At 30.4% G+C, this 17,704-nt stretch carries 17 protein-coding genes and 2 pseudogenes; 9 read left to right on the top strand and 10 right to left on the bottom strand.

The window, feature by feature from the left end:
• Nucleotides 1-29: 29 nt before the first annotated feature.
• The 10 genes from HGPT_RS06720 to dnaA form a co-directional block, all read right to left on the bottom strand.
• Nucleotides 30-686: an HlyC/CorC family transporter associated domain-containing protein gene (locus HGPT_RS06720; RefSeq protein ID WP_019139078.1), complete on the bottom strand. Its 657-nt coding sequence runs from the start codon at nucleotides 684-686 to the stop codon at nucleotides 30-32.
• Entirely contained in the window at nucleotides 686-1,471 is a 786-nt protein-coding gene (locus HGPT_RS06715) for a SigB/SigF/SigG family RNA polymerase sigma factor (RefSeq protein ID WP_019139077.1), read from the bottom strand. The genes HGPT_RS06720 and HGPT_RS06715 overlap by 1 nt, the downstream gene beginning before the upstream one ends.
• Nucleotides 1,472-1,480: 9 nt before the next feature.
• Entirely contained in the window at nucleotides 1,481-1,831 is a 351-nt protein-coding gene (locus HGPT_RS06710; RefSeq protein ID WP_019139076.1) for an ATP-binding protein, read from the bottom strand.
• A 1-nt stretch (nucleotide 1,832) separates the two neighbouring features.
• Nucleotides 1,833-2,144 (bottom strand): STAS domain-containing protein, encoded by a 312-nt coding sequence (locus tag HGPT_RS06705; protein WP_019139075.1) that lies wholly within the window; start codon nucleotides 2,142-2,144, stop codon nucleotides 1,833-1,835.
• Between the two features lie 8 nt (nucleotides 2,145-2,152).
• The gene (gyrA, locus tag HGPT_RS06700; protein ID WP_019139074.1) at nucleotides 2,153-4,582 is read right to left on the bottom strand and encodes a DNA gyrase subunit A; all 2,430 of its coding nucleotides are present in this window, start codon (nucleotides 4,580-4,582) and stop codon (nucleotides 2,153-2,155) included.
• A 9-nt stretch (nucleotides 4,583-4,591) separates the two neighbouring features.
• The gene (gene gyrB, locus HGPT_RS06695) at nucleotides 4,592-6,505 is read right to left on the bottom strand and encodes a DNA topoisomerase (ATP-hydrolyzing) subunit B (RefSeq protein ID WP_019139073.1); all 1,914 of its coding nucleotides are present in this window, start codon (nucleotides 6,503-6,505) and stop codon (nucleotides 4,592-4,594) included.
• A 16-nt stretch (nucleotides 6,506-6,521) separates the two neighbouring features.
• A complete protein-coding gene (gene recF, locus HGPT_RS06690) occupies nucleotides 6,522-7,595 on the bottom strand; it encodes a DNA replication/repair protein RecF (protein WP_019139072.1) in 1,074 nt (357 codons plus the stop codon).
• Nucleotides 7,592-7,804: a S4 domain-containing protein YaaA gene (gene yaaA / locus HGPT_RS06685; protein WP_019139071.1), complete on the bottom strand. Its 213-nt coding sequence runs from the start codon at nucleotides 7,802-7,804 to the stop codon at nucleotides 7,592-7,594. Before yaaA ends, recF begins: the two co-directional genes overlap by 4 nt.
• Nucleotides 7,805-7,806: 2 nt before the next feature.
• Nucleotides 7,807-8,901, bottom strand: a complete 1,095-nt coding sequence (gene dnaN / locus HGPT_RS06680; RefSeq protein ID WP_019139070.1) for a DNA polymerase III subunit beta — start codon at nucleotides 8,899-8,901, stop codon at nucleotides 7,807-7,809.
• Nucleotides 8,902-9,050: 149 nt separating this feature from the next.
• Nucleotides 9,051-10,400: a chromosomal replication initiator protein DnaA gene (gene dnaA, locus HGPT_RS06675; RefSeq protein ID WP_019139069.1), complete on the bottom strand. Its 1,350-nt coding sequence runs from the start codon at nucleotides 10,398-10,400 to the stop codon at nucleotides 9,051-9,053.
• A gap of 432 nt (nucleotides 10,401-10,832) precedes the next feature.
• On the opposite strand from dnaA, the gene rpmH reads away from it, so the two are divergent.
• The 9 genes and pseudogenes from rpmH to HGPT_RS06635 all read left to right on the top strand — a co-directional run.
• On the top strand, nucleotides 10,833-10,967 hold the full coding sequence (gene rpmH, locus HGPT_RS06670; protein ID WP_019139068.1) for a 50S ribosomal protein L34: 135 nt from the start codon (nucleotides 10,833-10,835) through the stop codon (nucleotides 10,965-10,967).
• 8 nt (nucleotides 10,968-10,975) lie between these two features.
• Nucleotides 10,976-11,311 carry a ribonuclease P protein component gene (rnpA, locus tag HGPT_RS06665; RefSeq protein WP_019139067.1) on the top strand — a complete coding sequence of 112 codons (336 nt, stop codon included), beginning with the start codon at nucleotides 10,976-10,978 and terminating at the stop codon, nucleotides 11,309-11,311.
• Complete coding sequence (yidD, locus tag HGPT_RS08910; protein ID WP_074017831.1) at nucleotides 11,308-11,523, top strand: membrane protein insertion efficiency factor YidD; 216 nt, start codon at nucleotides 11,308-11,310, stop codon at nucleotides 11,521-11,523. Before rnpA ends, yidD begins: the two co-directional genes overlap by 4 nt.
• Before the next feature lie 18 nt (nucleotides 11,524-11,541).
• Nucleotides 11,542-12,276: a YidC/Oxa1 family membrane protein insertase gene (locus HGPT_RS06660; protein WP_019139066.1), complete on the top strand. Its 735-nt coding sequence runs from the start codon at nucleotides 11,542-11,544 to the stop codon at nucleotides 12,274-12,276.
• Nucleotides 12,276-13,080, top strand: a pseudogene (gene jag, locus HGPT_RS08740) (RNA-binding cell elongation regulator Jag/EloR). The gene HGPT_RS06660 and the pseudogene jag overlap by 1 nt, the downstream one beginning before the upstream one ends.
• Before the next feature lie 76 nt (nucleotides 13,081-13,156).
• Nucleotides 13,157-14,536: a tRNA uridine-5-carboxymethylaminomethyl(34) synthesis GTPase MnmE gene (mnmE, locus tag HGPT_RS06650; protein WP_019139065.1), complete on the top strand. Its 1,380-nt coding sequence runs from the start codon at nucleotides 13,157-13,159 to the stop codon at nucleotides 14,534-14,536.
• 6 nt (nucleotides 14,537-14,542) lie between these two features.
• Complete coding sequence (gene mnmG / locus HGPT_RS06645) at nucleotides 14,543-16,447, top strand: tRNA uridine-5-carboxymethylaminomethyl(34) synthesis enzyme MnmG (protein WP_019139064.1); 1,905 nt, start codon at nucleotides 14,543-14,545, stop codon at nucleotides 16,445-16,447.
• A pseudogene (gene rsmG, locus HGPT_RS06640) lies at nucleotides 16,437-17,128 on the top strand (16S rRNA (guanine(527)-N(7))-methyltransferase RsmG). Before mnmG ends, rsmG begins: the two are co-directional and overlap by 11 nt.
• Before the next feature lie 184 nt (nucleotides 17,129-17,312).
• A partial coding sequence (locus tag HGPT_RS06635; RefSeq protein WP_019139062.1) for a ParA family protein occupies nucleotides 17,313-17,704 on the top strand: 392 nt, incomplete at its 3' end.

The following is a 17,704-nucleotide window of genomic DNA, read 5'->3' as shown; positions in this document are numbered from 1 at the left end:
CAGTTCACTTTTTCAACACCCCCCTTTTTTTATTTATCTTTTTCTTTTTTTTCGTCAATTCTTTCTATGGAAACTGTTTCTATAACTCCACCAGTTGCCATTTTGACGATTTGGAAGATATAATCTCCATCTTCAACTATTACTCCAACTTCAGCTTCTTCTGCATTTTTTATAAGAAGTGCTGAAACATAACCTCCAATTGTAGTTGCTGTTCCAGGTTCAATATCAAATCCATACCTCTTGTTTAAAATCTTTAGAGGAGTTGAAGCAGAATATTCATTTTCTTCACCTTGAATACTATCCATACTTACTCCTGTTAACAAGAATTTTCTAACAGCAAAGAGTACTGCTATGGCGATTGTTGCTATAAGTAAATCAAGCATTGTGTCTGAATAGACAAGCATCTTTCTTGATATTACTAATAATATCAAGTGGATAATATTCGTATCTGTATGTGCTATCATGAGAACCACAAATTCTATTGCAATTACAAGTAAGAGGACGTGGGATAGAAAATTTTGAAATATTTCATAGGATAAACCAGCATTACTTGTGATTATTTTGAAATAATACTTCAAAATATCTGGAATCGATACTATTACACCTGCTATTAATAGGATTGATACTATTATTTCAAAGATATTAACTAATTTTAAAAGTGTTACTAGGTATCTATTTCTATTCATTATACCTCCATAGTCTTAGAAAGTTCTTTTTTCATTTTCTCTAGAACTTTTTTCTCCATTCTTGAAACTGTCATTTGAGAAATGTTTAATTTTTCCGCAATAACAACTTGAGTCTTCTTGTTAAAGTATCTATCTATTAAAATAGTTCTTTCAACTTCATCTAAGTTTTCCATAGCTTTTTTGAAAAAGTCATTAGATTCTATTTTGTCAAAATATTTTTCTTCCACTCCAATAAGATCAGATAGGTTCACTTCGTTTTCGTCACCAGATTCATAAGTAACATCAAGAGATTGAGGTGTGTAGACCTTAGACGCTTCCATAGCCTCCATTACTTCTTCTGGAGTTGAGTCCAAATATTCTGCAATTTCGTCTATAGTTGGAGTTTTTTGATACTTTTGTGAAAGGCTCACTGTCGCATTAGAGATTTTCTTTGACAATTCTTGAATTCTTCTTGGAACTCTAATTGTCCAACCATTATCTCTAAAATATTTTTTTATTTCTCCAATAATTGTTGGAGTAGCAAAGGAAGAAAATTCAAATCCCTTCTCGGGATCATATCTTTCTATGGCATAGATTAGACCAATAGATGCCACTTGGTAGATATCGTCATAATCTATTCCCCTGCCTGTATATTTTTTAGATAGTATTTCTGCGATATAAAGGTGCTCTTCAATTAAAATATCTCTAATTTCCTGATTTTTTGTTTCATAATATTCTTTGAAGAGATCTTTTCTTTCTTCTTTTGTAAGTCTCCTATCTAAATTATTGTATTCTTTTAAATTCATAACAGACCCTTATAATTCTTTAGATAAAATAAATTTACTTCCATCAAAATGAGATTCATCGACAAGACAATCTATAATAGTTTTTGCAAGAGATAAGTCTTCTGATTCCTCTAATTTTTCTTCACTAATTTCACTAACACAAATTCTTATCTTATCATTTTCTTCGATTTCAAAAATCAAATCAATTTGATCATTTTCAGATAATTTATGGCAAATATTTAAACTTTCTGTCACTGCCATTTTTAAATCTTCTATTTCTTCGATATCCCTATTTAAAAGATTTAAGATACCAGAAAGCATAAGTCTAACTGTCGAAAAATATTTTGCATCGTTGGGAATTTGGTATTTTAAAGTATCCATATTACCCCCTGATTTCAAACATATCTTCAAGTTTGGTTATCTTAAAGAGCTTCATTATTGAAGGATTTAAGTTCTCAATTACAATTTTATTATTATCTTTTTCCACTTCTTTTAAGATGTAGATAAGAGAACCTAGACCTGTTGAGTCTAAATATTCTAGTTCTTTACAGTCAAATAAAATATTCTTTTTATTTTTTTCATAAATCTTTATAGATTTTTCTTTGAATTTTTTTGTGTTATAAACGTCAAGTTCTCCCTTTGGATATAAAATTAAAAATTCATCAGTATTTTTTGACTCTAATTTAAATTCCATAAATCCTCCTAGTCTCCAATGTAATTTGCAACAGCTACAACTTTTGCATCTGTCAAATTCATGAGTTTAACTCCAGATGTATTTCTTCCTTGGATGGAGATATCTTCAGTAAGAATTCTTATGATAATTCCAGAATTTGCAATTATCATTACATCGTCTTCTTTTTCAACAACTGTCGCTGCTGCCACATCTCCAGTTTTTTTAGTGTTCTTGTAAGTTAGAAGTCCCTTTCCGCCTCTGTTTTGTGGCCTGTACTTTTCAATTTCAGTTAATTTTCCATAACCATTTTCAGAAATAACTAAAAGGTACTTGTCTTTACAAACAAGATCAGATGAAACAACAATATCATCTTTGTCTAAATCAATGGATTTAACTCCCATAGAATTTCTTCCAGATTTTCTAACTTGTTCTTCATTAAATCTAATAGAAAGTCCTTTTTTAGTTACAAGTATTACATCTTCATTATTCTTAGTCAAATGAACATTTATTAATTTATCATCTTCATTTAATTTTATAGCAATGATACCAGATTTTCTAATATTTTTGTACTCCTTAAATGAAGTTCTCTTAATAAGTCCCTTTTCAGTTACCATTAAGAAATTCATGTCTGGATCATATTCTTTAACAGGTATTATAGAAGTTACTCTTTCATTTTCATCAAGATCTAGAAGGTTTATAATTGCAGTTCCTCTAGATGTTCTTGAATCTTCAGGAATTTCATAAGCTTTTAATTTAAATACATTTCCAAGAGATGTAAAGAATAAAATCATATCGTGAGTTGATGTGACAAATAATTCTTTTACAAAATCTTTATCTCTCATATTGCCAGAAGAAACTCCCCTACCGCCTCTTTTTTGTGGTTTATAAGTTCCTTCACTCATTCTCTTGATGTATCCAAATTGAGTAAGTGTTATTACAACATCTTCTTTCTTTATAATATCTTCAATTTCTATATCTGTTGAGTCTTGAGAAATTACAGTTCTTCTTAAATCTCCATATTTTGATTTTATTTCAAGAAGTTCTTCTTTTATTAGGTTCATAAGTACATCGTTGTTTTCCAAGATTTCTCTAAACCATTTAATATCAGCTTGAAGTTTTTCATATTCAGCTTCAAGTTTTTCTCTTTCAAGTCCTGTAAGTCTTCTAATTCTCATGTCCAAGATAGCTTGAGATTGTTCTTCTGTAAGTTTAAATTCTTCATAGAACTTTTCCTTTGCTTCCTTGTCATCTTTTGATGCTCTTACAATTTTTATAATTCTGTCAATATTGTCAAGAGCTATAAAAAGACCTTCAACTATGTGAGCTCTTTTTTCTGCCTTATCTAAGTCAAACTTTGTCCTTCTAGTTACAACTTCAACTTGATGATCAACATAATATCTTATTATTTCTTTTAAATTTAAGATTTCTGGTTTTCCATTTACGAGGGCAAGATTTATAATCCCAAAAGTTGTTTGCATTTGAGTATTCTTATAAAGCTTATTTAAAACAACTTCAGCATTTGCATCTCTTTTTAATTCAACAATTATGTTGATTCCCTTTCTATTTGAAGCATCAGTTATATTTGAAATACCATCAATTACTTTATTCTTGGCAAGATCTGCAATTTTCATTATAAGGGATGACTTATTAACTTGATAAGGAAGTTCTGTTATTACAATTTTTTCACGATTGTTCTTAAAAGCTTTGATTTCAGCAACTGCTCTAACAGTTATTTTTCCCCTGCCAGTTTCATAAGCAGCTCTGATTCCATCTGTGCCCATAATTTGAGCACCAGTAGGAAAATCTGGTCCTTTTATTATTTGATTTAGTTCAGCAATTGAAATTTCATCGTTATCAATATAGGCTATGATTCCATCAATAGATTCATTCATATTGTGTGGAGCCATATTTGTTGCCATACCTACTGCAATACCAGAAGAACCATTTACTAAAAGATTTGGAAATCTTGCTGGAAGTATAGTTGGTTCCTTTTCATTTTCATCAAAGTTTGGAACAAAATCAACTGTATCTTTATTTATATCCCTTAGCATTTCTTCTGCAAGCTTTGTCATTCTCACTTCTGTGTAACGCATAGCTGCAGCTCCATCGCCGTCTATATTACCAAAGTTTCCTTGTCCATCAACTAGTGGATATCTTGTGTTAAAATCTTGTGCAAGTCTTACTGTTGCTTCGTAAATAGATGAGTCACCGTGAGGGTGATACTTACCCATTACATCCCCAACAAGTCTTGCTGACTTTCTGTATGGTCCATTTGATGCAAGGTTAAGTCCCTGCATTCCATATAAAATTCTTCTGTGAACTGGTTTTAGTCCATCACGTACATCAGGAAGTGCTCTTGCAACTATTACAGACATTGAATAATCGAGATAAGAAGACCTCATCTTTTTATTAATATCTACATCAAGTATTCCTGATTCTATAAATTTATTTTCAGTCATCTTTCACTCCTATGCATCTATATAATCTGCATAAATTGCATTTTCTGTTATAAAATCTCTTCTTGGTTCAACATCTGTGCCCATTAAAACTGAGAAAGTATCATCAGCTTCTGTTATGTCATCGATGTTTACCTTTAAAAGAAGTCTATTGTCTGGATTCATTGTAGTTTCCCAGAGTTGTTCTGGGTTCATTTCTCCAAGACCCTTATATCTCTTTATATTTATCTTAGAATCCTTGTATTCATTAAGGGCAAGTCTAAGTTCTTTTTCATTATGACAATATCTAAGTATTTTTGTTCCCTTTTCAATTCCATAAAGTGGAGCTTGAGCAACATAAACATGTCCATCTTCTATAAGAGGTTTCATATATCTAAAGAAGAAGGTCAAAAGAAGTGTCATAATATGAGCACCGTCTACATCGGCATCGGTCATTATTATTATCTTGTCATACCTTAGTTTATCTATGTTAAATTCTTCCCCAATTCCTGTTCCAAAGGCTGTTATCATAGCACGAATTTCAGATGAATTAAGCATTCTATCAAGTCTTGCTTTTTCAACATTCATTATCTTACCTCTCAATGGTAAAATTGCTTGATAAGCTGAATCTCTACCATCAGTAGCAGAACCACCAGCTGAATTACCTTCGACAAGGAATATTTCATTTCTTTTTGGATCATCATTTTGGCAATCTTTAAGTTTACCTGGAAGAGTCATAGATTCTAGATTGTTTTTCTTTCTAGTTAAGTCCCTTGCCTTTCTAGCAGCTTCTCTAGCACGTCTTGCTGATAGGGCCTTGTCAAGGATTTGCTTACCTACTTTTGGATTTTCTTCCAAGAAAATTTCTAGTTTTTCAGATAAAACTGAGTCTACAACTCCTCTAGTTTCTGAATTTCCAAGTTTTGCCTTTGTTTGGCCTTCGAACTGTGGATCAGGTAATTTTACACTTATAACAGCAGAAATTCCTTCTCTAACATCTTCACCAGATAGATTTTCCTCTTTTTCTTTTATAATATTATTTTTTCTACCATAGTCATTTAAGGTTCTAGTTAAAGCTGACCTAAATCCAGAAAGGTGAGTTCCACCTTCTTCTGTATTAATATTATTTGCAAAGGAAAGCACAACTTCTGAATAAGAATCTGTATATTGAATTGCAATTTCCACTGCAGTTTCTTCCCTAATTTCATCTATGTAGATGATTTCATCGTGAACTGGTTTTTTCTTGACATTTATAAATTCAACAAAGGACTTTATGCCGCCTTCATAATGGAAAACTTCATTTATATCTTTTCTTTCATCTATAAATTCAATTTTTATTCCCTTATTTAAGAAGGCCATTTCTCTAAATCTTTTAGAAAGTACTTCGTCAGAAAATTCTACAGTTTCAAAAATAGTATCATCTGGTTCAAAATAAATAGTTGTACCAGTATCTTCTTTTTTAGTTTCTCCAATTATTTCAAGTTCACTTTTTCGAATTCCCTTAGCAAATTCTTGTCTGTAAATTTTACCATCTCTTTTTACAGTTGCAATTAACTTATTTGAGAGGGCATTTACTACAGATACACCAACACCGTGAAGTCCACCAGAAACTTTGTAGGCAGAGTTATCAAATTTACCACCTGCGTGAAGAATTGTAAGTACAGTTTCAACAGTAGATTTTCCTGTTTGAGGGTGAATGTCAACTGGAATACCTGAACCATTATCGGATATTTCAACATAACCCTTTTTATTTATTTTTATAATAATATGGTCGCATATACCAGCAAGAGCTTCATCTATAGAGTTATCTACAACTTCATATACTAGATGGTGTAAACCTCTTGGACCAGTAGATCCGATATACATACCTGGTCTTTTTCTAACAGGATCAAGTCCCTCTAAGACCTGTATATCCGACGCGTCATAATGTCTTTTGTCCTTTGCCATTTTTTCTCCTATTCTTTTACAAAATTTTACCTTCACTTATCCTATAAAAATTAGCATCAACTGATTTTAAAAACTCATCAGCTTCAGTTGTAGTGATAAATGTCTGTAAATCTTTTAGTGAATGTAATAAGTATCTACTTCTATTTGAATCAATCTCTGAAAAAACATCGTCAAGTAAAAGCAGAGGCTTAGTTTTATATAAATCTTTTATAAGATCTGCTTCAGCCAATTTTAAACTCAATACTACACTTCTCTGTTCTCCCTGAGAAGCATAGGATTTTGATGAAAAAGTATTTATTTTAAAATCCAAATCATCTCTGTGAGGTCCAACACTTGTATACCTCTTTTCTAAATCCTTTGATATAGATTCCTTTAAGATTTTTAGATAATTTTCCATTAATTCTTTTTCATCAACAAATATTGGAACAGTTGAAAGATAAGTTATATTTAAATCATCACCAGATAATCTTTTATAATGTTTTTTGGCAATTTCATTTAACTTTTTGATAACTCTTAATCTCATAATAATTATTTTAGTTCCATTTTTTACGATTTCTCTGTCATATACATCCAAAAGATTTTTGTCCATATTCATTTTCAAGAGTTTATTTCTCTCGAACAAAAGTCTTCTATACTTGTACATATAAAAATCGTAATTTAAATCTATATTTGATAGCAAATCGTCTAAAAATTTTCTTCTTTCCTTTGGTGAATACTTTATAATATTAAGATCTTCAGGATTAAAAAGAACTACAAATCTTGATTTTCTATAATCTTTAGTGTTTACTTTTTCATCATTTATGAAAACTTTTTTATTTTCAAACTTTGAAATTTCAATCCTATAGTCATCCTTATAATTATCAGTCATATATCTTGAGATTATGCTAGAAGAATTTTCGTCTATATTTATGAGATTAAGATCCTTTGAACTTCTAAAAGAATTTGCTCTTATAGACATATAAATAGATTCTAGTAAATTAGTCTTTCCTGAAGCATTAAGACCATATAGGACATTTATATTTTCACCTGGAATAAAATCTAAACTCTTGTAATTTCTGAAATTAAAAAGTCTTAGATATTTGAGTTTCATTTTTCACCAATTATAAAGTCATTTCCTTCAAAAGAAATTTTATCTCCCTTATATAATTTTCTTCCTCTCCTACTTTCAACTTCTCCATTAACAGTAACCATACCTTCTTTTATCATAGTCTTTGCAAGACCACCTGATTCACAAAGGCTTGTCAATTTGAGAAAAGAGTCTAGTTTTATAAACTCAGTATTTATTTTAATAGTTTCCATAATTACCCCGCAAGTCTAACTGGTAATACAAGATATATATAAGAATCATTTTCAGCTTCAGTAATTATTAGTGGATTAACTGAATCAGTAAAATTAAGAAGAATTTCATCTGATTCTAAAATCTTAACTCCATCTAAAATATATCTTGAATTAAAAGCGATATCCAGATTTTCATCATGTTCAGATGTCTTTACTTTTTCAAAAACATCTCCTATTTCAGAATTACTTTTTATATCAATATAATTTTCGGCTACATTTAATTTTATAAGATTTGCTCTGTCTTCCCTTGCAAGAAGAGATGCTCTTTCTACAGCAAGTTGAAACTCTCTTTTAGATACAGAAGTTGAAATTTTATGTTCATCTCTTAAAAGAGCACTGTAGCTAAAGAAATCTCCACTTAATAGAGTACTGTAAAATACAGTATTGTTAAATTTAAAGACAATATTATTTCTAGAAATATTTAATTTAATATTTTCTTCATCGTCAATGATCTTTACAAGCTCATTTAAGGATCTTGAAGGAATGATAATTGAATTTTCAATTCCAGTTTCCTTTTCAAGTTTTTGAATTGCCATTCTAAAACCATCAAGAGCCACAAAATTTATGAAGTTTTTCTTTATATCCATAAGGACTCCTGTGAATACAATCCTTGATTCATCATTTGAAACTGCAAAAGTAGTTTTCTTTACAATATTTTTTAAATCCTTAGCAGATATATCTATAGTAAGATCTTCTTCAACTTTTGGAAGATCAGGATATTCATCAGCTTTTTGTGTAGAAAGATTAAAAATTGAATCTCCACATTTTAAATTCATCATATAATTTTCTACATTTATATCTATAATGTCATTTTCAAGTTTTCTAATAATATCTCCAAAAAGTCTGGAATTTATTACTATTTCTCCTTCTCTTTCGACTATTGCATTTAATTTAGTCTTTATACTTATTTCTGTATCAGTTGCAGTTAGAGTTAGAGTGTTATCTTTTGCTGAAATTTTTATACCTTCAAGTATTTGCATTGTAGTTCTTTGAGAAATTGCTTTTTGAACAATGGAAATATGTTTTGTCAGTTCTTTTCTGTTAACCTTTATTAGCATTTTTTCCTCCTAGAAAATAGTATATTAATTAGTAATAGTAGTAGGACCTGTGGATTTGTTAATAAGTCCCTAAAATATATGAGATACAATAAAATTTATTATTGATAAGCTGTGGATAAAATTCACACTTATAAAAAACTTATCAACAACTAAGATTTTATTTCTTTTATTAGATTAGTTATCTCAATTTTAAATATAGGATCATCCTCTAAATCCTTGGTGATTTTATCGTAAGCGTGTATTACAGTAGAGTGATCACGACCTCCAAAAACATCACCAATTTTTGGAAGGCTAAGATCCGTAAGCTCTCTAGTGATATACATGGCTATTTGTCTTGGATAAGCTATAGCCTTGGTTCTTTTTCTAGAATTTAAATCTTCAAGATTTAGTCCGTATTTTTTAGCAACTTCAGATTTTATATATTCTGCAGTGATTTGTTTTTTAGCCTTTGTTTCATATATATCTCTTAAAACTATGGCAGCAGATTCAACTGAAATATCGGAATCAGTTAATTTAGAATATGCCATAACACGAGATAAAGCTCCTTCTAGCTCTCTTATGTTACTTCTAACATTTTCAGCAATAAAGTTCATCACTTCTTGGCTAACTTCAAAGCCCTCAGAATCAGCTTTTTTTCTCAAAATTGCAATTCTAGTTTCTAGATCTGGAGGTCCAATATCAACTACAAGACCCCAAGCAAATCTTGAAATCAACCTCTCTTCTAGACTCTTTATATCCTTAGGAGGTTTATCAGAAGTTAGGACAATTTGTTTATTTTGTTCATGGAGCTCATTGAAAGTATGGAAAAATTCTTCCTGAGTCCTGTCCTTATCAGCGATAAACTGGATATCGTCTATTAGAAGAAGGTCAACCTTTCTGTATTTATTCCGAAAGTCTTCGTTTTTATTAGTTTGAATTGAATTTATGAGCTCGTTTGTAAATTGCTCACTTGTAACGTACAAAATTTTCTTTGTAGGATCTTGTTCTAGTACAAAATGTCCAATTGCATGCATTAAATGGGTCTTTCCAAGTCCTACACCTCCATAAATGAAGAGTGGGTTTGAAAAGGCATTTTGCGGATTTTCATAATTTTCAGAGACAGCTAAAGCTGCAGCATGAGCAAATTCGTTACTTTTTCCTACCACAAAAGTATCAAAAGTATATTTTGGGTTAAGTCTTGAAATACTTAGGAAATCTTTATTTACAAGTTGGGCAGGGTTTTGGTCTGTTGCTTCATCTTCTGAAATAATACTTATATCAAAATCAATTCCCGTTACTTCTTTTAGAGCTTCTCCAACTAAGTCATAATGCCTTTTATTATTGGCAAGATAGTCTCTTATAAAGGGCGATGGAACTGTGATGATTATTTTTTTATCATCGTAGTCAATTGATTTTGGAAGCATTCTGGAAAACCAAGTGGAGTATGTAACTTGAGACATTGATTTTTTTTCAAGTTCTTTTAAGAAAGACTCCCACATAGTGGAAAGTTCCTTGTCCATATTTCCTCCTTATTAACAATTTATATATTGTTGATAAATAACAGTTCATAATAATATTTACAATTGTGATTAAAATTGTGGATAAGTATATATAAACACTAGGACTTTTTTAAAAATGTTGATAAATTATTCTAAAAAAATGCTAATTTACAAAATTTTAGAAAATAAAAATAAAACTATCAACATCTTATCAACAGATTGTTAATAACTTTATTTATAAACAGCTTTATTTTTATCTACACACAATTCACAATTATCCACATATATTTTAACAAATAAGATGTGACTTATCAACAAGAAGGGCTTTGGTGACTTTCCTAGGTATATATTATTTAAAAATATTTTCTTTTAAAATTTCATTTAATTGACTATATTGCTTGACAAGATACATTTTAGTAAATAAAATAAAAAGGATAGAAAGAGGTGAGAATTTTGAAGAGAACTTTTCAACCAAAAAACAAACAAAGAAAAAGAGAACATGGTTTTCGTTCAAGAATGAGAACTAGAGCAGGTAGAGCCGTTATCAAGGCTAGAAGAAGAAAGGGCAGAAAGAGACTTTCAGCTTAGGTTTTATAATGAAGGATTGTTATTTAAAAAAGAATAGTGAATTTCAAAGGGTTTATTCTAATAAGAAGATTTCTGGATCAAAATACATTACTCTTTTTACTGCAAAAAACAATAGGGATTATCCTAGATTTGGTATAACTACTACTAAGAAAATCGGAAATGCAGTAAATAGAAATTTTGTTAGAAGAAGATTAAAACACCTTTTAAGAGAGAATTCTCACAAAATAAAGCCTGGATATGATTATGTATTCGTTGCTAAAAAGGATGCATGTGATTCAGACTTTAAGGACTTTAAGAATTCTTTTTTTTCTGTTTTAAAAAGACAAAAGAAGATGGTTAAATGAAAAAAATTTGTATGATCTTAATAAGATTTTATCAAAAATATATTTCAACCTATCTCCTACCAGGAAGACACTGTAGATTTACCCCAACTTGTTCACAATACAGTTACGAAGCTTACGAGAAGTATGGTTTTTTTAAGGGAACTTATTTAACTATAAGGAGAATTTTAAAATGCCATCCCTTCCATAAAGGCGGGTACGATCCTCTCATTTAATATTGGAGGAAATTATTAATGCATTTAATTAGTACTATACTTGGTACTTTTGTTAGATTTATCTATGATGGACTAGCAACAATTATGCCACAAGAACCAGCTTCAGTTTCATTTTTTGCACTTTCAATTATAGTTGCAACTATTATTATAAAGCTTTTAATTTTGCCACTAAATATTTCTCAAATGAAAAATCAAAAGAAAATGGCAAAACTTCAACCAGAGCTTTTGAAAATTCAAAAGAAGTACAAAAATGATCCACAAACTTTAGCTGCTAAACAACAAAAACTTTATAAGGATGCTAACTACAATATGGCTGGTGGTTGTCTACCAATGATAATAACAATGGTTGTATTGATTGCTTTTTATAGAGTATTTTGGAATCCACAAACCTTCGCTTTTAAAGATCCAGGTTTTTATGAAGCCATGAACAAGAATTTCTTCTATATAAAGAATATTGATCATGCAGATCCAACTTTAATTATGCCAATTATAGCTGCAGCTTCAACTTTTTTAGTAAGTTTTATAACTACTAAAAATCCTGCAACTCAAGGAGCAGGAGCTGATCAAGCTAAGTCAATGATGACTACTATGATGGTTGCAATGCCAATTTTAATTTTTTCAATGGCAAGAAAATATGCAGCTGGTCTTGTAATTTATTGGACTGTATCTAATATTTTTTCAATAGTTCAACAGCTCATAACTAATAAGATTGTAGAAGATGAAATTGAAGAAGTTGAGGTTAAGGACAAGTAATGAATTATGTAATTAAAACGGCAAAAACCGTAGATGAAGCAGTAAGAGAGGCTCTAACTGAATTAAATATTACAAGAGAAAATGCTGAAATAGAAGTCCTTGATGAAGGTCAAAAAGGTTTTTTTGGGACTAATTGGTTCCAAAGATGCTACTGTTAAGGTATGGCCTAAAGTAGACGAAACTAAGAGTATTTTAAATGAAATATTTAATGAAGATATTGAAGCAGAGAAGAGCCAAGATGTAGTTCAAAATACTGATGATGAACTTGAATTCGAAAATGAAGAAGTTTCCACAGATGAAGTTGATATGGAAGAAGCTATAAAGACACTTGATGAAGAAAATGAAGAAATTTTAAGTGCAGCTAGAGAATTCATATCCAAAATACTTGAAACTTTAGAACTCGAAAATATTGTGGAAATGGAATTAGAAGATAATACTCTCAATGTAAATGTCAATGGAGATGAAAATAGACTTGGAATTTTAATTGGAAAAAGAGGAGTTACTCTTGATTCAATCCAATATATTTTAAATTTGATAGTTAATAAAAACTCTTCAAGATATATTAGAGTCAATTTAGACTCTAGTGGCTACAGGGATAAGAGAAAAAAGACTCTTGAAAATCTTGCTGGCAAAATGGCAAACAAGGTCTTAAAGACAGGCAGGTCTATTAAGCTTGAACCTATGAACTCTTATGAGAGAAAGATTATCCACACAGCTTTACAAGATTTTGAAGGAGTACTTACTCATTCAGAAGGAAAAGATCCTTTTAGAAAAGTAGTAATTCAAAAAGAGAGAAAATACTGATAAAGAGGGCTTATTTTAAAAGCCTTCTTTTTTATTTGCCCTAATTGTAGTAATATAATCTAAAAGGAATGATATAATGGGAAATTTAAATGATACTATAGCTGCTATTTCAACTGCAATTGGTGAAGCTGGAATTGCAATAGTGAGAATGAGTGGCGATAATTCAATTAATATAATAGATGAAATATTTGTTTCTGCCAGTGGAATAAAGATGGCAGATGCTGAAAATAGAAAGTTTATGTACGGTCACATAAGTGATGGAAATAAGTTAATAGATGAGGTTTTAGTTGTAAAAATGAAGGGACCTCATTCTTATACAGCTGAAGATATTGTGGAAGTTCACTGCCACGGTGGAGTTGTATCTGTAAGAAGGATTTTAAATTTGATTTTATCAAAGGGTGCAAGACTTGCTGATAAGGGAGAATTCACTAAAAGAGGATTTTTAAATGGAAGAATTGATTTAACTCAAGCTGAAGCTGTAATTGATATGATTAAGGCAAAGACAGATTTATCTTTTGATATGGGTCTTAATCAATTAGGTGGAGCTTTAAGTGAAGTTTTAAATAAATTAAAAGATGAACTTGTTTCAATGCAAGCATTAATTGTTGCAAATATTGATTTTCCTGACGAGGATATAGAGGATGCAGCTTATAAGGACTTAATTGATAGGTCTGAAAAAATCTTAGAAAAAATGGATAATCTCTTAGATAATTCAAAAAATTCTAGATTATTAAGAGATGGTATAAATACAGTTATACTTGGAAAGCCAAATGTTGGGAAGTCTTCTCTTCTAAATGGACTTTTAAAATATGACAGGGCAATTGTCACAGATATTGCAGGTACAACTAGAGATGTCATAGAAGATTATATTAACTTAGATGGAGTTTTATTAAAAATAACTGACACTGCTGGAATTAGAGAAACCGATGACGAAGTTGAAAAAATTGGCGTAAATATTGCAAGGGAAAAGTTAAAGGAAGCTGATCTTGTAATTGCTATTTTTGATATTTCACGAGAATTTGATAAAGATGATGAAGAAATTTTAAATTTGATTAAAGATAAAAAACACATAACTATTTTAAATAAAAATGACTTAGATCAAAAAATATCTGATGAAGAAATAGAAAAACACTTTGGAAATGATTATCTAAGACTTTCAGTTATGGAAAATGAGTCAGTTAAAAAGGTAGAAAAGTTAATTATAGATTTATTTTTTGACGGAGAGCTTCAAATTTCTTCTGATTCTGTTCTTTCTAATTTAAGACATATAAATGCCTTAAAAGAGGCTAAAAAAACTCTTTTAGAGGTAAATGAGAGCTTGAAAGAAAGAGTCTTTTTAGACCTAATAGAAGTTGATCTTGAAAATGTAATAGCACATATTTCTGAAATAACAGGAACAATTACAACAGAAGATATTTTGGACAGAGTATTTTCTGATTTTTGTATAGGAAAGTAGGTAAAGATGTCAGATATAAAATATTATGAAGCTGGAGATTTTGACACAGTAGTAATAGGAGCAGGTCATGCTGGCAGTGAAGCTGCTCTTGCTTCTGCAAGACTTGGTGCAAAAACTCTCCTTTTATGTATAAATTTGGATTCAATTGCACAAATGAGTTGTAACCCTAACATTGGTGGTACTGGAAAGGGTCATTTAGTGCGTGAAATTGACGCACTTGGTGGTGAAATGGCAAAAAATATAGATAAAACTTTTATCCAATCTAGAATGCTAAACACTTCAAAGGGTCCTGCAGTTCATTCGCTTAGGGTGCAAGCTGATAAAAGAAAATATCACGAAGCAATGAAAAGAGTTTTAGAAAACGAAGAAAACCTCTATCTTGTAGAAGATGAAGCTGTTAGAATTTTAAAAGAAGGAAATAAAATAAGTGGAGTTTTAACTAGAAATGGTGCTAAGTATACCACTAAAACTGTTGTAATTTGTAGTGGAACTTACCTTAGATCCAGGATTTTTATGGGAGAAGTAAATTATTCTTCTGGTCCCAGTGGTTTTGGCCCAGCAAATTATCTTTCAGATAGTTTGGAAAAAGATTTTGGAATGAAATTAAGAAGATTAAAGACTGGTACTCCTGCAAGAGTTTTGAGAAAATCAATAGATTATTCAGTTATGAAAGAACAAAGTGGAGATGAAGATATTGTCCCTTTCTCTTTCTTAAATATAGACAAAAATTATGACATTCATCAAGAACTTTGCTATTTAACTTATACTACAAAAAAATGTCATGAAATTATTAGAGAAAATATAGGAAGATCGGCATTAGCACTTGGTGATATTGAAGGAAAAGGACCAAGATATTGCCCATCCATCGAAGATAAAGTTACAAGATTTGCAGATAGAGATGCACATCAAGTTTTTATAGAACCCGAAGGACTTACAACTGATGAAATGTATATTCAAGGAGTTTCATCGTCTTTACCAGTTGAAGTACAACAAGAATTTTATAAAGAAATAATTGGTATGGAAAATTGTAAAATTTTAAGACCTGCTTATGCAATAGAATATGATGCCATAGATGCAACTCTTTTAAAGAGAAGTTTGGAACATATGGATTATGAAGGTTTATTTTTTGCTGGTCAAATCAACGGATCAAGTGGATATGAAGAAGCTGGAGCTCAAGGAATTGTTGCAGGTATAAATGCTGCTTTGAAGGTAAAAGGAAAAGATCCTTTCATATTAGACAGGTCAGAAGCCTATATAGGTGTATTAATTGATGATTTGGTGACTAAGGGAAGTCGTGAACCCTATAGAATGATGACATCAAGAGCTGAATATAGACTTACACTAAGACAAGATAACGCCGATTTAAGACTTACTGAAAGAGGAAGAGAAATTGGTCTTGTTGATGATGAAAGATACGAAGGATATATTTATAGAAAAAAAGCTATTGAAGATGAAATTAAAAGAATTAAAAAAATTCAAATAAATCCAACAGCTAAAAACAACGAAATTTTAAAATCTCTTGGCTCAACTGAAACTCAAAATTCATTTAGCCTTTATGAACTTATAAAAAGACCTGAGCTTGATTATAAAAAGCTTAAAGTTTTTGATCCAGAAAGACCAATAGTTCGTGATGACGTAATTAGAAATATCGAAATCGAAATCAAATATGAAGGCTATATTAAAAAGCAAGAAATACAAATCAGACAATTTAAAAAACTTGAAAACAAGCGACTTTCAAAAGATATTGACTATAAATCAATAGAAGGACTTAGGATAGAAGCAAGGGAAAAATTATCAGATATTAGACCAGAATCAATTGGTCAAGCATCAAGAATTACTGGTGTGTCACCAGCTGATATAAATGTACTTTTAATTTACCTAGAACAAATGAGGAGAAAAAATGTTAATTGACTATATGAAGGAATATGACCTTGATAGCAAAAATATTGATAAATTTGAAAAATATAAGGAAGAAATTCTAGATTACAACAAACACACAAATCTCACTAGGATAACTGAAGATGATGAATTTAATGTTAAACATTTTTTAGATTCTTTGAGTTTATTAAAGACAGGCAAGTTTAATGGAAATGCAAAAATTATAGACATTGGAACAGGAGCGGGTTTTCCTGGAGTTCCCTTAAAACTTTATAATGAAAATTTGGACGTAACATTACTTGATTCATTGAGAAAAAGAATTGACTTTTTAGATAAAGTAATAGAAGACTTAGAACTTCAAAACATTAGAGCTATTCATGCAAGGGCTGAAGAAATTGCTAGAACAGATGAATACAGAGAACAATTTGACATAGCAGTATCAAGGGCTGTGGCAAATTTATCAACCTTAACAGAATATGCAATGGGATTTGTAAAAGTTGGTGGGTATTTTATTTCTCAAAAAGGTCCAGAGTATAAAGAAGAATTGAAAAATGCAAAGAGAGCTATAGAAATTATGGGTGGTGTCGTTGAAGATGTAATCCACACTCCACTACCTAATGACATAGATCACTATATAATTTTAATAAAAAAGTAAAAGCCACAAACAAAAAATATCCTAGAGCTGGAGGAAAGCCTAGAAAATCACCACTTTAAAGAAAAATAAAACAGAAAATAAAAAATGCTCCACGTGGAGCATAAGAACAAAAAAGAAAATAAAAATAACAATGCTCTACGTAGAGCATAAGCTTCAAAAAATTTTTGGAGCTTATTTTTTTGCTTATCTTTAAAATAATAAAGAAACATGATATTATTTATAATATAGAAATGAGGTAAGAATATGTCTGTTGTAATTACAGTTTTTAATCAGAAGGGTGGCGTTGGAAAAAGCACCACAGTCATAAATTTAAGTTCAGCATTGGCTCTAAGAGGCAAAAAAACTCTTATAGTGGACATGGATCCCCAAGGAAACTCGACTTCGGGTCTTGGTCTATATGAATTTGAAAACATGATATATGATTTTTTGATAGATGAAGAAGAAAATTCAATATATCAAACAGGATTTAATAAGCTCGACATAATACCATCAAATGGAGAATTTGCTGGAGTTGAAATCGAACTTGCAAGACACGAAGATTGGCAGTTTAAATTAAAAAAAATGATAGATAAAGTAAAAGATAATTATGATTTTGTAATAATTGACTCTCCGCCATCACTTGGTATTTTTATCAA

It is taken from the genome of Peptoniphilus timonensis JC401 (assembly GCF_000312025.1).
GTDB classification, from domain to species: Bacteria; Bacillota; Clostridia; order Tissierellales; family Peptoniphilaceae; genus Peptoniphilus_A; species Peptoniphilus_A timonensis.
Note: the sequence above shows the minus strand (reverse complement) of the source record. Positions and strands in the feature narration are given on the sequence as shown.